This is a genomic window from Micromonospora maritima, assembly GCF_902825405.1.
GTDB lineage: Bacteria > Actinomycetota > Actinomycetes > Mycobacteriales > Micromonosporaceae > Micromonospora > Micromonospora maritima.
In genome coordinates, this window is record NZ_CADEAU010000115.1 from 1 (window position 1) to 13,287 (window position 13,287).

Genomic DNA, 13,287 nt, shown 5'->3' on the forward strand with positions numbered 1-13,287 from the left:
CACCCGGCCCCGCCGCCCCCAACCCGGCACAGGCCCGCGCGGTCGCCGCCGACTCGGCCCGCGCGCTCGTGGCGAACCGCCCCGCCTACCTCCAGGCCGGTTCCGACGACGCGTTCGTGCAGAAGCCGGTCATCTCCTCCGAGGGCACCCAGTACGTGCCCTACGAGCGCACCTACAAGGGCCTGCCGGTGGTCGGCGGCGACTTCGTCCTGGCCACCGACGCCGCCGGCAACCTGAAGTACGCCTCCGTCGCCCAGCAGCGGCCCATCGGCGTCCTCGCCACCACCCCCACGCTGACCCGGGCCGCCGCCGCGAAGAAGGCGCGTGCCCAGCTCACCACCGTCAGCTCGGTCGAGGGCACCACGCTCGTCGTCTACACCCTCGGCGCCAGCCCGACGCTGGCCTGGGAGACCACGGTGCGCGGCACCGACGCCCACGGCCCGAGCCGGCTCACCGTCGACGTCGACGCCCGCACCGGGGCGGTGCTGCGTACGCAGGAGCACATCGTCGCGGGCACCGGCACCGGCGCCTGGAACGGCCCGAGCCCGCTCACGCTGAACACCACCAAGTCGGGCACCACGTACTCCATGAAGGACCCGACCGTCACCAACCTCAGCTGCCAGGACGCCGCGAACAACACCACGTTCAGCGGCTCCGACGACGCCTGGGGCAACGGCACCGCCACCAACAAGGAGACCGGCTGCGTCGACGCGCTGTTCAGCGCCCAGACCGAGCACAAGATGCTCAACCAGTGGCTGGGCCGCAACGGCGCCGACGGCAACGGCGGCTACTGGCCGATCCGGGTGGGCCTGAACGACCAGAACGCCTACTACGACGGCACCCAGGTCCAGATCGGCAAGAACACCGCCGGGCAGTGGATCGGCTCGCTCGACGTGGTGGCGCACGAGATCGGCCACGGCATCGACGACCACACCCCGGGCGGCATCTCCGGCGGTGGCACCCAGGAGTTCGTGGCGGACACGTTCGGCGCGGCCACCGAGTGGTTCGCCAACGAGCCCTCCAGCTACGACGCGCCGGACTTCCTGGTCGGCGAGAAGATCAACCTGGTCGGCTCCGGCCCGATCCGCAACATGTACAACCCGTCCGCGCTCGGCGACCCGAACTGCTACTCCAGCAGCGTCCCCGGTGGCGAGGTGCACGCCTCCGCAGGCCCCGGCAACCACTGGTTCTACCTGCTGTCCAACGGCAGCAGCCCGACCAACGGGCAGCCGTCCAGCTCGACCTGCAACGGCAGCAGCGTGACCGGCCTGGGGATCCAGAAGGCCATCAAGATCATGTACAACGCGATGCTGCTCAAGACCTCGTCCTCGTCGTACCTGAAGTACCGCACCTGGACGCTTCAGGCGGCGAAGAACCTCTACCCGGGCAGCTGCGCCGAGTTCAACACGGTCAAGGCGGCCTGGGACGCGGTCAGCGTGCCGGCCCAGTCCGGTGACCCGACCTGCGCCGGCGGCACCCCGACGCCCACGCCGACCACCACGACCACCCCGCCGTCGGGCGGCTGCTCCGGCAACAAGCTGGCCAACCCGGGCTTCGAGTCGGGCAACGTGAACTGGAGCGCCTCGTCCGGCGTCATCACCACGGACAGCGGCCAGGCCGCGCACGGGGGCTCGTACAAGGCGTGGCTCGACGGCTACGGCTCGTCGCACACCGACACCCTGAGCCAGTCGGTGACGATCCCGGCCGGATGCCGCGCGACGCTGAGCTTCTGGCTGCACATCGACAGCGCGGAGTCGACCACGACCACCGCGTACGACAAGCTCACCGTCAAGGCCGGCAGCACCACGCTGGCGACCTACTCGAACCTGAACAAGGCCACCGGCTACGTGCAACGGTCCTTCGACGTCTCGTCGCTGGCCGGCACCACGGCGACCATCTCGTTCAGCGGCGTGGAGGACAGCTCGCTGCAGACGTCCTTCGTCGTCGACGACACCGCGGTCACCCTGGGCTGACCGTACGGCGAGCGGCCGGTCGTCGTCCTCCGGGCGGCCGGCCGCCTCGTCGTGCCGGGACGCGGGTCAGGCCGGGCCGGCGGCCCGGGACGCGGCACCGCGGCCCCGGGGGATCCGCGCGGCCACCTCGTGCATCGCCCGGCTGAACAGCTCCGCCTGGTCGGGCAGGCCGCCGAGACGGGCCGCCAGGGCGTCGGCGTCGGCCCGGGCCGAGTCGCTGACCCGGGCGTCCAACTCGGTGAGCGCCGCGTTGACGGCGGCGACGACATGTCCGCAGAGGACCTCCAGTGGTTGGCCGGCCAGCTCCGGGTCGACGGTTACCGAGTCGAGCCGGCCACCCTGGACGGCGACCGCGCGGACGCGGCCGTCGGCCGTGGCGCCCTCGGCCCGCAGCAGCTCGCCCGGCTCGCCGTCGGGGTGCACGCCGGCCCGGGACCGCATCGCCGCGAGGGCCTGCTGGGTCCGGCTCAGGAGCTCGTCGAGGCTCGCGGCGGCCGAGAACGGGTCGTTGGTCATATCCGCGCTTTCTTCACGTCTTAGCCGAGCATCGTGACCATAGCAACAGGCTCGGACAGAGCACGGTCACCGCCCGGCTCCGCCCGCAGGCGAGCAGGTCGGACGCCGCTCGTCCGGCGTGTCGCACGACCGAGGACGCCCGGCGGCAGGGCCGAACCAGCCCGGCGTGTCGCGCGAACCCGGACGCCCGGCCGGGGCCCGGCCGGGCGTCCGGGGCGACTCAGCGCAGGCGCAGGCGCTGGCCCGGGAAGATCAGGCCCGGGTCGTCGCCGACGACCGCGCGGTTGCGCTCGTGCAGCGCTCGCCAGCCGCCGACGACGTGCGTCGCGACGGCGATCCCGGAGAGGGTGTCGCCGGGGCGCACCCGGTAGGTGCCGGCGTCCCGGCCGACCGCACGGTCCACCGTGGACCTGGTCGTGGTGGGCCGGTCGGCGGCCTTCCTCGCCGCGGGGCGGTCGGCCTTCGCCGCGGGGCGGTCGGCCTTCGCCGCGGGGCGGTCGGCCACCTTCTTCGGTGACGAGCCGGATCCGCCCTTGCGGCCGCAGACCGGCCAGGCGCCGATGCCCTGGCCGTCCAGGACCCGCTCGGCGACGGCGATCTGCTCGCTCCGGCTGGCCAGGTCGGCCCGGGCGGCGTACGTCCGTCCGCCGTAGCCGTTCCAGGTGCCGCGCGAGAACTGGAGCCCGCCGTAGTAGCCGTTGCCGGTGTTGATGTGCCAGTTGCCGCCGGACTCGCACCGCGCGACGGCGTCCCAGTCGACGCCGGAGGCGACGGCCGGAGCGGCGGGCGCGAACAGGACCGCGGCGCCGGCCAGGACCACGCCGATTGCGGTACGACGGGCTGTGTGTGCAGTTGCCATGTGGGTTCCTCCACGCCGACGAGGTGAGCTGTCGGGTTCGGGCCGAGGAGCCCGGCCGCCGCTGGCGGCTTCACCCCGAGGTGACTTGCACCGAGGAACGTCGGGTCCCCCGCTCCCGCCCGTGGTTCGGGTACCGCCGGGCCGGCGGCGGGACTAGGCGTTACCGGCCCGCGGTGTCCGCGACTGCGAACGGAACCGACGCTAGGGACGATTTCCGACGATCACCCACTTCTTGGGATGTTCGTCACCCGGGCGGGCGACCGCCCGCGCGGGGCGTGGCGACGTGGTAGCGGAACGGCGCGGCCGATTCCGGGTGCCCGGCCGACCGGCCGTGACCTCGGGCTACCGTGGGCGGGACCGGCAAGATCCGATGAGGAGCGGCACGGATGACCGAGCACGGACACGAGCTGGCCTTCGGCGGCTTCCTCACCCCCGCCGCCGGGCGGCCCGACCAGGTGGTGGCGCTCGCCACGCTGTGCGAGCAGGTCGGGCTGGACCTGGTCACCTTCCAGGACCATCCCTACCAGCCGGGTTTCCTGGACACCTGGACGCTGATGTCGTACGTGGCCGCCGCCACCGACCGGATCGGACTGGCCGGCAACGTGCTCAACCTGCCGCTGCGCCAGCCGGTGGTGCTCGCCCGCAGCGTGGCCAGTCTGGACCTGCTCACCGGCGGCCGGGTCGAGCTGGGGCTGGGCGCGGGCGCGTTCTGGGACGCGATCGAGGCGGCCGGCGGGCGGCGGCTCTCCCCCGGCGCGGCGGTCGACGCGCTCGACGAGGCGATCCAGGTCATCCGGGAGGTCTGGGGCACCGACCGGCGCGGGATGATCCGCGTCGCCGGGGAGCACTACCGCGTGGTGGGCGCGAAACGCGGACCGGCGCCGGCCCATCCGGTCGGCATCTGGGTGGGCGCGTACAAGCCGCGCATGCTGCGCCTGGTCGGGCGCGCCGCGGACGGCTGGCTGCCGTCGCTGGCGTACCTGCCGAAGGGGCCCGACGAGCTGCCCGCGCTCAACGCGCTCGTCGACGAGGGCGCACGGGCCGCCGGGCGGGACCCCGGCGCGGTCCGCCGGATGCTCAACGTGACAGGCAGTTTCACCCGCTCCGCCACCGGCTTCCTGGCCGGGCCGCCGCAGCGGTGGGTGGAGGACCTGGCCGGACTCGTCCTGGAGCACGGCGTCACCACCTTCATCCTCGGCAGCGACGAGCCGCGCGACATCCAGGTGTTCGCCCAGGAGGTCGCGCCGGCGGTCCGGGAGCTGGTCGCGGGCGAGCGCGCCACGCCGGGCAGCGGCGCCGACGCCGTCGCGCGGGAGCGGGCCGCCGTCGGCGTACCGACCGCGCTCGCGGTCACCCCCACCCCCGATCCCGGGGTACGCCTGAGCACGCGCCGTCTCTGGGACGAGTCGGCCCGCCCGACCGCCCCGCCGCCGCCGGCCGGGCACGTCTACCCACCCCGGGCGCAGGCCGCCGGCCAGCACCTGGTGGACGTGCACGACCACCTGCGCCAGGAGTTGGCCCAGGTGCGGGACCTGCTGGAACAGGTCAAGCGGGGAGCGGTCTCGCTCGGCGGCGCGCGGGCCGCGCTGAACGAGATGACCATGCGCCAGAACAACTGGACGCTCGGCGCGTACTGCGCGGCGTACTGCACCGTGGTGACCCAGCACCACGGCCTGGAGGACGCGTCGGTCTTCCCGCACCTGCGCCGTGCCGACGCCGGGCTGGCGGCGGTGCTGGACCGGCTGGAGGAGGAGCACGTGGTGATCCACGGCGTGGTGGAGGGCGTCGACCGGGCGCTGGTGGAGCTGATCGGCCGGCCGGGCGACTTCACCGGGCTCCAGGAGGCGGTGGACCTGCTCACCGACACGCTGCTGTCGCACCTGTCGTACGAGGAGCACCAGATCGTCGAGCCGCTGGCCCGGCACGGCTTCTACCCCGGCCAGCTCTGACCGGCGGGATATTCCCGGGTCGGGCCGTGAGATAGCTGGCTTTTGTTTCCCTAAGTCAGCGCGGTAGCGTCGGTCCCATGACGGACTTCCTCGCGCAGCGCGACTCCTGGTCCACCGCCAACTGCTCGATCGCCCGGGCGCTCGAGGTGGTCGGCAACCGGACCACGCTGCTCCTGCTGCGCGAGGCGTCGTTCGGCACCCGACGCTTCGACGACTTCGCCCGCCGGGTCGGCGTGAGCGAGCCGGTCGCCGCCGCCCGCCTCAAGCAGCTCGTCGCCGACGGCCTGCTCGACCGGCGGCCCTACCGGGAGCCCGGGCAGCGCACCCGCGACGAGTACGTGCTCACCGCCAAGGGCCGCGACCTGCTGCCGGTGCTCGTCGCCCTCCGCCAGTGGGGCGACGCGTACGCCGCCGACGAGGTCGGCCCGTCCGTCCTGGTCACCCACCACGACTGCGGGGCGGACGTGCGTGCCCGGCTGCGCTGCGACGCCGGGCACGACGTGCCGGCCGACGAGCTGGCCGTGCTGCCGGGCCCGGGCCTGCGGCCCTCCTGATCCACCCACCTCCACACCTCTCGGAGCAAGACATGAAGATCGCTGGAAGCACCGCCCTGGTCACCGGCGCGAACCGCGGCTTCGGCCGACGCCTGGCGGCGGAACTCGTGGCGCGCGGCGCCACCGTCTGGGCCGGCGCGCGCAACCCGGACAGCGTCGACCTGCCCGGCGTCACCCCGCTACGCCTGGACGTCACCGACCCCGCCTCGGTGGCCGCCGCCGCGCAGCGTGCCGGTGACGTGACGCTGTTGGTCAACAACGCCGGCGTGAGCACCGGCGCCGACCTGCTGGACGGCGACCTCGACCAGATCCGCCTGGAGCTGGAGACGCACTACCTCGGCACGCTGTCGGTGGTGCGGGCGTTCGCGCCCCGGATCGCGGCGAACGGCGGCGGGACGATCCTCAACGTCCTGTCGGCCCTGTCCTGGTTCACGTTTCCCGGCGTCGGCGCGTACGGGGCGGCCAAGGCCGCCGAGTGGTCGATGACCAACGCGCTGCGCGTCGAGCTGGCCGGCCGGGGTGTCCGGGTCGCCGGCCTGCACGTGGGCTACATGGACACCGAGATGGCCGCCGCCGTCACCGGGCCCAAGGCCGACCCGGCCGAGGTGGCCCGGCTGGCCGCCGACGGTATCGAGTCCGACAGCTACGAGATCCTGGCCGACGACGTCGCCCGCCGGGTCCAGGCCGGCCTCTCCGGCGGTGTGGCCGCCCTCTACCCCGCCCTCCCCTGAGCGCCCGGAAGCAAGGAAGGGCCCCTTCTTATCGCCCAGGCGATAAGAAGGGGCCCTTCCTTGCAGCTACAGGCCGCGGGCGAGGCGGTCGGCGAGGATCCGGGTGAAGCGGGCCGGGTCGGCGAGTTCGCCGCCCTCGGCCAGCAGCGCCATCCCGTACAGCAGCTCGGCGGTCTCGGTCAGCGCGGCGGTGTCGCCGCCCTCCCCGTGCGCCTTGCGCAGGCCGGTGACCAGCGGGTGGGTCGGGTTCAGCTCCAGGATGCGCTTGACCCGGGGCACCTCCTGGCCCATCGCCCGGTACATCTTCTCCAGCGTCGGCGTCATGTCGTGCGCGTCGCCCACCACGCAGGCCGGCGAGGTGGTCAGCCGGGTGGACAGTCGCACCTCCTTGACGCTGTCGGTGAGCGCGTCGCCGAGGAAGGCGAGCAGGTCGGCGTACTCCTGCCGCTCGGCCTCGGCCTTCTCCTTCTCCTCCGCGGTCTCCAGGTCGACCTGGCCCTTGGCGACCGAGCGCAGCGTCGTCCCGTCGTACGCCCCGACCCGCTCGACCCACACCTCGTCCACCGGGTCGGTGAGGATCAGCACCTCGTAGCCCTTGGCCCGGAACGCCTCCAGGTGCGGCGAGTTCTCGATGGTGGCCCGGTTCTCGCCGGTGGCGTAGTAGATCTCGGTCTGCCCCTCCTTCATCCGCTCCACGTACGCGCGCAGCGTGGTCGGCTCGGCCGGGTCGTGGGTGCTGGCCGCGCGGACCAGGTCCAGCAGCGCCTCGGTGTTGTCCGGGTCCTCCAGCAGACCCTCCTTGACCACCGGCCCGAACTCGGTCCAGAACGTGCGGTACGACTCGGCGGACATGTCGTTGAGCGTGCCGAGCACCTTCTTGACCAGCCGCCGGCGCACCGCCCGGATCTGCCGGTCCTGCTGGAGGATCTCCCGGGAGATGTTCAGCGACAGGTCGTGCGCGTCCACCACGCCCTTGACGAAGCGGAGGTAGTTGGGGATCAGCGCCTCGCAGTCGTCCATGATGAACACGCGCTTGACGTAGAGCTGCACGCCGCGGCGGCCCTGCGGGGCGAACAGGTCGAGCGGGGCGTGCGAGGGCACGAAGAGCAGCGCCTCGTACTCGAAGGTGCCCTCGCCGCGCATGTGGATGGTCTCCAGCGGGTCGGCCCAGTCGTGCGCGACGTGCCGGTAGAACTCCTTGTACTCGGCCTCGTCCACCTCGTCCCGGGACCGCGCCCAGAGCGCCTTCATCGAGTTGAGCGTCTGCTCCTCGCGGACCGTGGCGCCGTCGTCGCCGGGCTTGTCCACGGTCATCCGGATCGGCCAGGCGATGAAGTCGGAGTAGCGCTTGACGATCTCGCGGACGGTGCGCTCGTCGGTGTAGTCGTGCAGGTTGTCGTCGGCGTCGACCGGCTTGAGGTGCAGGGTGACCGAGGTGCCCTGCGGGGCCTCGTCGACCGGCTCCACCGAGTAGGTGCCCTCACCGGTGGACTCCCAGCGGGTGCCGCCGGTCTGCCCGGCGCGCCGGGTCAGCAGGGTCACCCGGTCGGCGACCATGAAGGTGGCGTAGAAGCCGACGCCGAACTGGCCGATCAGGTCCTGGTCGGCGGCGGCGTCCTTGGACTCGCGCAGCGTGCGCAGCAGCTCGGCGGTGCCCGACTTGGCGATGGTGCCGATCAGGCCGACGACCTCGTCGCGGGACATGCCGATGCCGTTGTCCCGCACGGTCAGCGTGCGGGCGTCCGCGTCAACCTCGATCTCGATGTGCAGGTCGGACGCGTCGACCGACAGGTCCTTGTCGACGAGTGAGGCCAACCGCAGCTTGTCCAACGCGTCGGACGCGTTCGAGATCAGTTCGCGCAGGAAGACGTCCTTGTTCGAGTAGATCGAGTGCACCATCAGCTGCAGCAGCTGACGCGCCTCGGCCTGGAACTCCAGCGTCTCGACCCGGTCGCTCACACCGACTCCCCTCCTGATTGCGGCCCTACGGCGGAAAGGATACGAGGGGTGACGGGGACGGCACCGACCGGCCGGGTCTGTGCCGAAACTCGACTGGTACAACCAGTTGACGGGTTGATGTGTCCGGGGCCACACTGCTGGCCATGGCCTTCGCTCCCGCCCCCCGCGCCTCGGTCTCCGACCACGTCTTCGGCCAGCTCCGCGACGCGATCGTGTCCGGTCGCTACCGACCGGACGAGACCCTGCCGGGCGAGCGTGAGCTGGCCGCGGCGTTCGCGGTGAACCGGCACGCGGTCCGGGAGGCGCTGCGCCGGCTGCAACAGCTCGGCCTGGTCCGGGTGAGCCAGGGCGGCGCGACCCGGGTGCTGGACTGGCGGGTGCACGCCGGGCTCGACCTGGCGCTGTCCCTGGCCCGCTCCGGCGACGTGCTCCCGGTCGCGACGCTGGTGCGGGACATGTTGGAGATGCGGGCCTGCGTCGGGACCGACGCCGCCCGGCTCTGCGCCGAGCGCGGCGACCCGGCGGTCGTCGTTGACCTGGTCCGCGCCGCCGAGGACTACGGCTCGCTCGCCCCCGACCTGGACCGGATGGCCGAGGCGAACATCGCGATCTGGCGTCTGGTCGTCCGCGGCAGCGGCAACACCGCCTACCAGCTCGCGTTCAACAGCCTGGTCGCCGGCACGTTCGCGGTCGGCGACGTCCCCCCGGACACCCGTACCGCCGAACTGCTCGACGTCGCCGGTCACCGCCGGCTCGCCGCCGCGATCGCGTCCGGTCAGGGCGCGGCGGCCGCCCGGCAGGCCCGGGCGCTGCTGACCGCCCCGGTCACCACCCCCACCACCCCCACCACCGGAAGGGAAGCGCGCGCATGATCCCCGCCGTGCTGTACGCCGTCCCGGCGTTCCTGCTCCTGATCGTCATCGAGGCGGTCTCCTACCGCTTCCTGCCCGACGACGACGAACGCGGCTACGAGCTGCGCGACACCACCACCAGCCTGTCGATGGGGCTGGGCAGCCAGATCATCGGCTTTCCGTGGAAGCTGCTCACGGTCGGTGTGTTCGCGGCGCTGTGGACGGTCGCGCCGGTCCACCTCTCCCCCGGCGACTGGTGGACCTGGGTGATCCTGTTCTTCGCCGACGACCTGGCCTACTACTGGTTCCACCGCTCCCACCACGAGGTACGCGTGCTGTGGGCGAGCCACGTGGTGCACCACTCCAGCGTGTACTACAACCTCTCCACGGCGCTGCGGCAGAGCTGGACGCCGATGACCTCGCTGCCGTTCTGGCTGCCGCTGGCGCTGCTCGGCATCCCGCCGTGGATGATCTTCCTCCAGCAGTCGATCAGCCTGCTCTACCAGTTCTTCCTGCACACCGAGCGGATCACCGTGCTGCCCCGGCCGATCGAGTGGATCTTCAACACCCCGTCGCACCACCGGGTGCACCACGGCTCGAACACCGAGTACCTGGACCGCAACTACGGCGGCATCCTGATCGTCTGGGACCGGCTGTTCGGCAGCTTCGAGCCGGAGCGGGCCACCGCGCGCTACGGGCTGACCAAGAACATCGGCACCTACAACCCGCTGCGGGTGGCCACCCACGAGTTCGCCGCGATCTGGTCCGACGTGCGCCGGGCCACGTGCTGGCGACACCGCCTCGGCTACCTGTTCGGCCGGCCCGGCTGGCAGCCGGCCCGGTGAGGCGCTCCTGGCTGACCCTGTTCGGGCTGGTCGCCGCCGTCGAGCTGGCCGGCGTCGCGCTCGACTCGACAGCGCTCCAGTGGCTGGCCAAGCCGCTGCTGGCGCCGGTGCTGCTGGCGTACCTGTGGCAGCGACGACGGCGGGTGGACGCGGTGGCGGTCGGTCTGGTCGCCGCCACCGCCGGGGACGTGGCCCTGCTCGTGCCGGGCCGGGCCGCGTTCCTGCTCGGCATGGGGTTCTTCCTGGTCGCGCAGCTGGCGTTCCTCACCGGGTTCCTGCGGCGCGGACGCCCGCCGGCCGTGGCGTGGGCGGTCTACCTGCTCGCCTGGGCGGTCGGCAACGCGCTGCTGTGGAGCGCGCTGGGGCCGCTGCGGCTGCCGGTGCTCGGCTACAGCCTGGCGCTGTGCCTGATGGCCGCCGCCGCGACCGGGGTGTCCGCGCGGACCGCTGCCGGCGGCGCGTCGTTCCTCGTCTCCGACCTGCTGATCGGCGTCGGCGCGGCCGGCACCGACCTGCCCGGCGCCGGCCTGCTGGTGATGGGCACCTACATCGCCGCGCTGCTGTTGATCACCACCGGCTGGGCGACCGACCGCGTCGAGGTCCACCGCGAGCCGGTGGCGGCGCCGGCGTGACCGACGCCGGTGGCGGTGTGCGACGCGCACACCGCCACCGGTGCGCTCAGCGGATCCGGACCGGGGCGGAGAGCAGCTCGTTGTCCGCCGGGAGCGCGTCGCGGTGGTCCCGCACCGCGGCCACCGCGCGGAAGGTCACCTTGCCGACCGCCGCGTCCTCCGGCGTCACGGTGTACGTGAACGAGAACGAGGTACGCCCGCCCCCGCCCGTCGCCGGAACCGGCTTGGCAGCGGCGTCCACCTGCTCGAACCCCCACGGATGGCTGCGTTCGAGGCGGACCTCCACCTGCTCGTCGTACCTGGTGTTGCGCACCTCGACGGTGACGCCGACGCGCTGCCCGGCACGGGCGGTCGAGGGGGTGTTCACCTTGACCACCGCCACGTCGTGCGTGCGGACCACGGAGGTGTGGGTGGCGGTGGCGGTGCGTCCGTCGACCGTGCGCGCGGTCAGCCGCACCGGGTGGTCACCGTCGGACGCGAAGCGGTGCCGGGGGAACTGCTCCGTCGACGTGGTGCCGTCGCCGAAGTCCCAGACCAGCGAGCCCAGGTCGATGCCCAAACCGGCCGGGTCGTACAACCGGGGCCAGAACGCGACCTCGTCGAAGACGCTCCACTCCACGTCGGCCACGTCGAAGTCGACCTCCGGACCGGGCGCCACGTCCAGCCGGAACGTCGTCTGCTCGGCGTAGTCCGCGCCGATCCGAAGGAGGTACGTCGTGCCGGCCCGCGCCGGGAACGTCACGGGCGTGCCGCCGTAGGTGGGGCGGCAGGTGACCTCGGCGAGGTTCCCGAGGGAGTCGCCGGTGTAGACCGCGACGCCGAGGTAGTCCGGCCCGGTGCCGGCGGTGACCAGCTGATCCGCGGTGGGGGTGTACGAGTACCAGACCGTCCGGGCGGCCTCGAAGCAGGACGACGGCTCGCCCTCCTCCACGGTGGCGGCGCTGAGGTCCTGCCCGTCGACGAACGGCAGCGCGCCGACCGGCAGCGCGCCGGCCAGGTTGTCGTTGGCCGGCGCGTCGGCGGCGGCGGACGCGCCCGCCGCGTTGACGGCCAGCAGGGCGACCACGCCCGGAACCGCGACGGCGATCCGGGCGAGTTGTCGGTTGACCACTTCTCCTCCTGAGGGCCCCGTATCCCTTGTGGATGCGACCGGGCCACGGTAGGAGCCCGTGCCCCAGGGCCGGGCTAAGAGAAGCTCTCGGCGAGGTTAAGGCCGTCCGGGCCGGTCGGTCGTGCCGGACCCGAGCACCCGGGTCACCACGGTCAGGTCGTCGCCGCCGAGGCCCCGGTCCACCGCGTGCCGCCACTCGGCCGCCAGCGCCTCGCCGGCCGGGAAGCTGCCCGGCGGCGCCTCCCGCAGCGCCAGCTCGACGTCCTTGAGCGCCAGCGCGAGCGCGTACTGGGCGTCGTGCTCGTCGCGGACGGTCCGGGCCAGCTTCTCCGCCGCCCACGGCGACACCAACGGGCTGCCGCCCAGCGCCTGCCCCACCGTGTCGCGGTCGAGGCCGAGCGTGTCGCCGAGCGCGACCGCCGCGGCGACGCCCTCGTTGACGAACGCGAGCAGCAGGTTGTTGACGAGTTTGAGCCGCGAGCCGGCGCCGGCCGGCCCCAGCCAGAGCGTCCGCCGCCCGACCGCGTCGAAGACCGGCGCGACCCGCTCGCGGGCCTGGTCCGGCCCGGAGGCGAGCACCACCAGTTCGCCCCGCTCCGCCGGGCCCCGGCTGCCGGCCACCGGGGCGTCCACGAGCGTGACGTCGGGGCGCTCGGCGGCGACCAGTTCGGCCAGCCGTCCGGTCTCGGTGACCCCGATGGTGCTCATCTGCGCCCAGGCCGCCCCGGCCGGCAGGGCGGCGAGCATGCCCTGCTCGACGGCGATCGCGCGGACCGCGGCGGCGTCGGTCACCATGGTCACCGCGACGTCCGCCCGCCGGACCGCGTCGGCCGGGTCGGTGGCCACCTCGGCGCCCCGCGCGGCGAGCGCGCGGGCCGGTTCCGGGTGCCGGTTCCACACCACCGTGTCCAGGCCGGCGCCGACCAGGTTCGCCGCCATCGGCGTCCCCATGCCGCCGAGGCCGAGCACCGCCACCCGTGTCATCCACCGCTCCCGTCCTCGCCCGTCCGGGCCAGCCTAGGTGCGCGACCGGACGGCGGCATCCCACACTCCGGATCGGAGCGACGGCCCGGCTGCAGCTCACCGGACCACCGTTCACTTTCGCAAGTTTCTGGAAATCCTTTCTTATCAAGACTGTCTACTTGCAACTCTTGAAAGGCCTTCCATGCACTCCTAGCGTGACGGTGTGCTTCGTCGCCTCGCCCTCCCGCTCGCGGTGGTCGTCCTCGCCGCCGTCCCACCGGCCGCCCCGGCAGCGGCCGGGCCACCCCCGGCCGCCGCCCCCGCGTTCCTGGTGCGGCCGGCCG

At 73.1% G+C, this 13,287-nt stretch carries 12 protein-coding genes, 1 pseudogene and 1 riboswitch; of the genes and pseudogenes, 7 read left to right on the plus strand and 6 right to left on the minus strand.

What is annotated here, in order from left to right; genetic code table 11:
- A partial coding sequence (locus HUW36_RS13470; protein WP_174528474.1) for a M4 family metallopeptidase occupies window positions 1–1,973 on the plus strand: 1,973 nt, incomplete at its 5' end.
- A gap of 66 nt (window positions 1,974–2,039) precedes the next feature.
- Here the strand turns inward: HUW36_RS13470 and HUW36_RS13475 are convergent.
- Window positions 2,040–2,489, minus strand: a complete 450-nt coding sequence (locus HUW36_RS13475) for a YbaB/EbfC family nucleoid-associated protein (RefSeq protein WP_174528475.1) — start codon at window positions 2,487–2,489, stop codon at window positions 2,040–2,042.
- Between the two features lie 220 nt (window positions 2,490–2,709).
- Window positions 2,710–3,348 carry a LysM peptidoglycan-binding domain-containing protein gene (locus tag HUW36_RS34885; protein ID WP_174528476.1) on the minus strand — a complete coding sequence of 213 codons (639 nt, stop codon included), beginning with the start codon at window positions 3,346–3,348 and terminating at the stop codon, window positions 2,710–2,712.
- A gap of 15 nt (window positions 3,349–3,363) precedes the next feature.
- A riboswitch (cyclic di-AMP (ydaO/yuaA leader) is annotated at window positions 3,364–3,478 on the minus strand.
- Window positions 3,479–3,734: 256 nt separating this feature from the next.
- Here HUW36_RS34885 and HUW36_RS34890 point away from each other — a divergent pair.
- The 3 genes from HUW36_RS34890 to HUW36_RS13495 all read left to right on the plus strand — a co-directional run bounded on the left by HUW36_RS34890 (window position 3,735) and on the right by HUW36_RS13495 (window position 6,582).
- Window positions 3,735–5,297 carry an LLM class flavin-dependent oxidoreductase gene (locus tag HUW36_RS34890; protein ID WP_174528477.1) on the plus strand — a complete coding sequence of 521 codons (1,563 nt, stop codon included), beginning with the start codon at window positions 3,735–3,737 and terminating at the stop codon, window positions 5,295–5,297.
- Between the two features lie 77 nt (window positions 5,298–5,374).
- The gene (locus HUW36_RS13490; protein ID WP_174528478.1) at window positions 5,375–5,851 is read left to right on the plus strand and encodes a winged helix-turn-helix transcriptional regulator; all 477 of its coding nucleotides are present in this window, start codon (window positions 5,375–5,377) and stop codon (window positions 5,849–5,851) included.
- Window positions 5,852–5,883: 32 nt separating this feature from the next.
- The gene (locus HUW36_RS13495) at window positions 5,884–6,582 is read left to right on the plus strand and encodes an SDR family oxidoreductase (RefSeq protein ID WP_174528479.1); all 699 of its coding nucleotides are present in this window, start codon (window positions 5,884–5,886) and stop codon (window positions 6,580–6,582) included.
- Between the two features lie 66 nt (window positions 6,583–6,648).
- Here the strand turns inward: HUW36_RS13495 and htpG are convergent, their stop codons facing one another.
- Complete coding sequence (htpG, locus tag HUW36_RS13500) at window positions 6,649–8,541, minus strand: molecular chaperone HtpG (RefSeq protein WP_174528480.1); 1,893 nt, start codon at window positions 8,539–8,541, stop codon at window positions 6,649–6,651.
- Window positions 8,542–8,684: 143 nt separating this feature from the next.
- Between htpG and HUW36_RS34895 the strand changes: the two genes are divergently transcribed.
- From HUW36_RS34895 to HUW36_RS13515, 3 genes are read left to right on the plus strand one after another with little or no spacing between them, the layout of a single operon-like run.
- Entirely contained in the window at window positions 8,685–9,413 is a 729-nt protein-coding gene (locus tag HUW36_RS34895; RefSeq protein ID WP_174528481.1) for a FadR/GntR family transcriptional regulator, read from the plus strand.
- Complete coding sequence (locus tag HUW36_RS13510; protein WP_174528482.1) at window positions 9,410–10,237, plus strand: sterol desaturase family protein; 828 nt, start codon at window positions 9,410–9,412, stop codon at window positions 10,235–10,237. Before HUW36_RS34895 ends, HUW36_RS13510 begins: the two co-directional genes overlap by 4 nt.
- Window positions 10,234–10,869: a lysoplasmalogenase gene (locus tag HUW36_RS13515; RefSeq protein WP_174528483.1), complete on the plus strand. Its 636-nt coding sequence runs from the start codon at window positions 10,234–10,236 to the stop codon at window positions 10,867–10,869. Before HUW36_RS13510 ends, HUW36_RS13515 begins: the two co-directional genes overlap by 4 nt.
- Before the next feature lie 46 nt (window positions 10,870–10,915).
- On the opposite strand, the gene HUW36_RS13520 is transcribed toward HUW36_RS13515, so the two are convergent.
- The 3 genes and pseudogenes from HUW36_RS13520 to HUW36_RS34975 form a co-directional block, all read right to left on the minus strand.
- Complete coding sequence (locus tag HUW36_RS13520) at window positions 10,916–11,980, minus strand: PKD domain-containing protein (protein WP_174528484.1); 1,065 nt, start codon at window positions 11,978–11,980, stop codon at window positions 10,916–10,918.
- Between the two features lie 96 nt (window positions 11,981–12,076).
- Entirely contained in the window at window positions 12,077–12,481 is a 405-nt protein-coding gene (locus HUW36_RS34970; protein WP_343044322.1) for an NAD-binding protein, read from the minus strand.
- Between the two features lie 6 nt (window positions 12,482–12,487).
- Window positions 12,488–12,967: pseudogene (locus HUW36_RS34975) on the minus strand (NAD(P)-dependent oxidoreductase); the annotation flags it as partial.
- Window positions 12,968–13,287: the final 320 nt, after the last annotated feature.

Bases quoted from the DNA above. Each gene is read 5' to 3' on its own strand.
- HUW36_RS13475 (WP_174528475.1), bottom strand. From the start codon at position 2,489: ATGACCAACGACCCGTTCTCGGCCGCCGCGAGCCTCGACGAGCTCCTG.
- HUW36_RS34885 (WP_174528476.1), bottom strand. From the start codon at position 3,348: ATGGCAACTGCACACACAGCCCGTCGTACCGCAATCGGCGTGGTCCTG.
- HUW36_RS34890 (WP_174528477.1), top strand. From the start codon at position 3,735: ATGACCGAGCACGGACACGAGCTGGCCTTCGGCGGCTTCCTCACCCCC.
- HUW36_RS13490 (WP_174528478.1), top strand. From the start codon at position 5,375: ATGACGGACTTCCTCGCGCAGCGCGACTCCTGGTCCACCGCCAACTGC.
- HUW36_RS13495 (WP_174528479.1), top strand. From the start codon at position 5,884: ATGAAGATCGCTGGAAGCACCGCCCTGGTCACCGGCGCGAACCGCGGC.
- HUW36_RS34895 (WP_174528481.1), top strand. From the start codon at position 8,685: ATGGCCTTCGCTCCCGCCCCCCGCGCCTCGGTCTCCGACCACGTCTTC.
- HUW36_RS13510 (WP_174528482.1), top strand. From the start codon at position 9,410: ATGATCCCCGCCGTGCTGTACGCCGTCCCGGCGTTCCTGCTCCTGATC.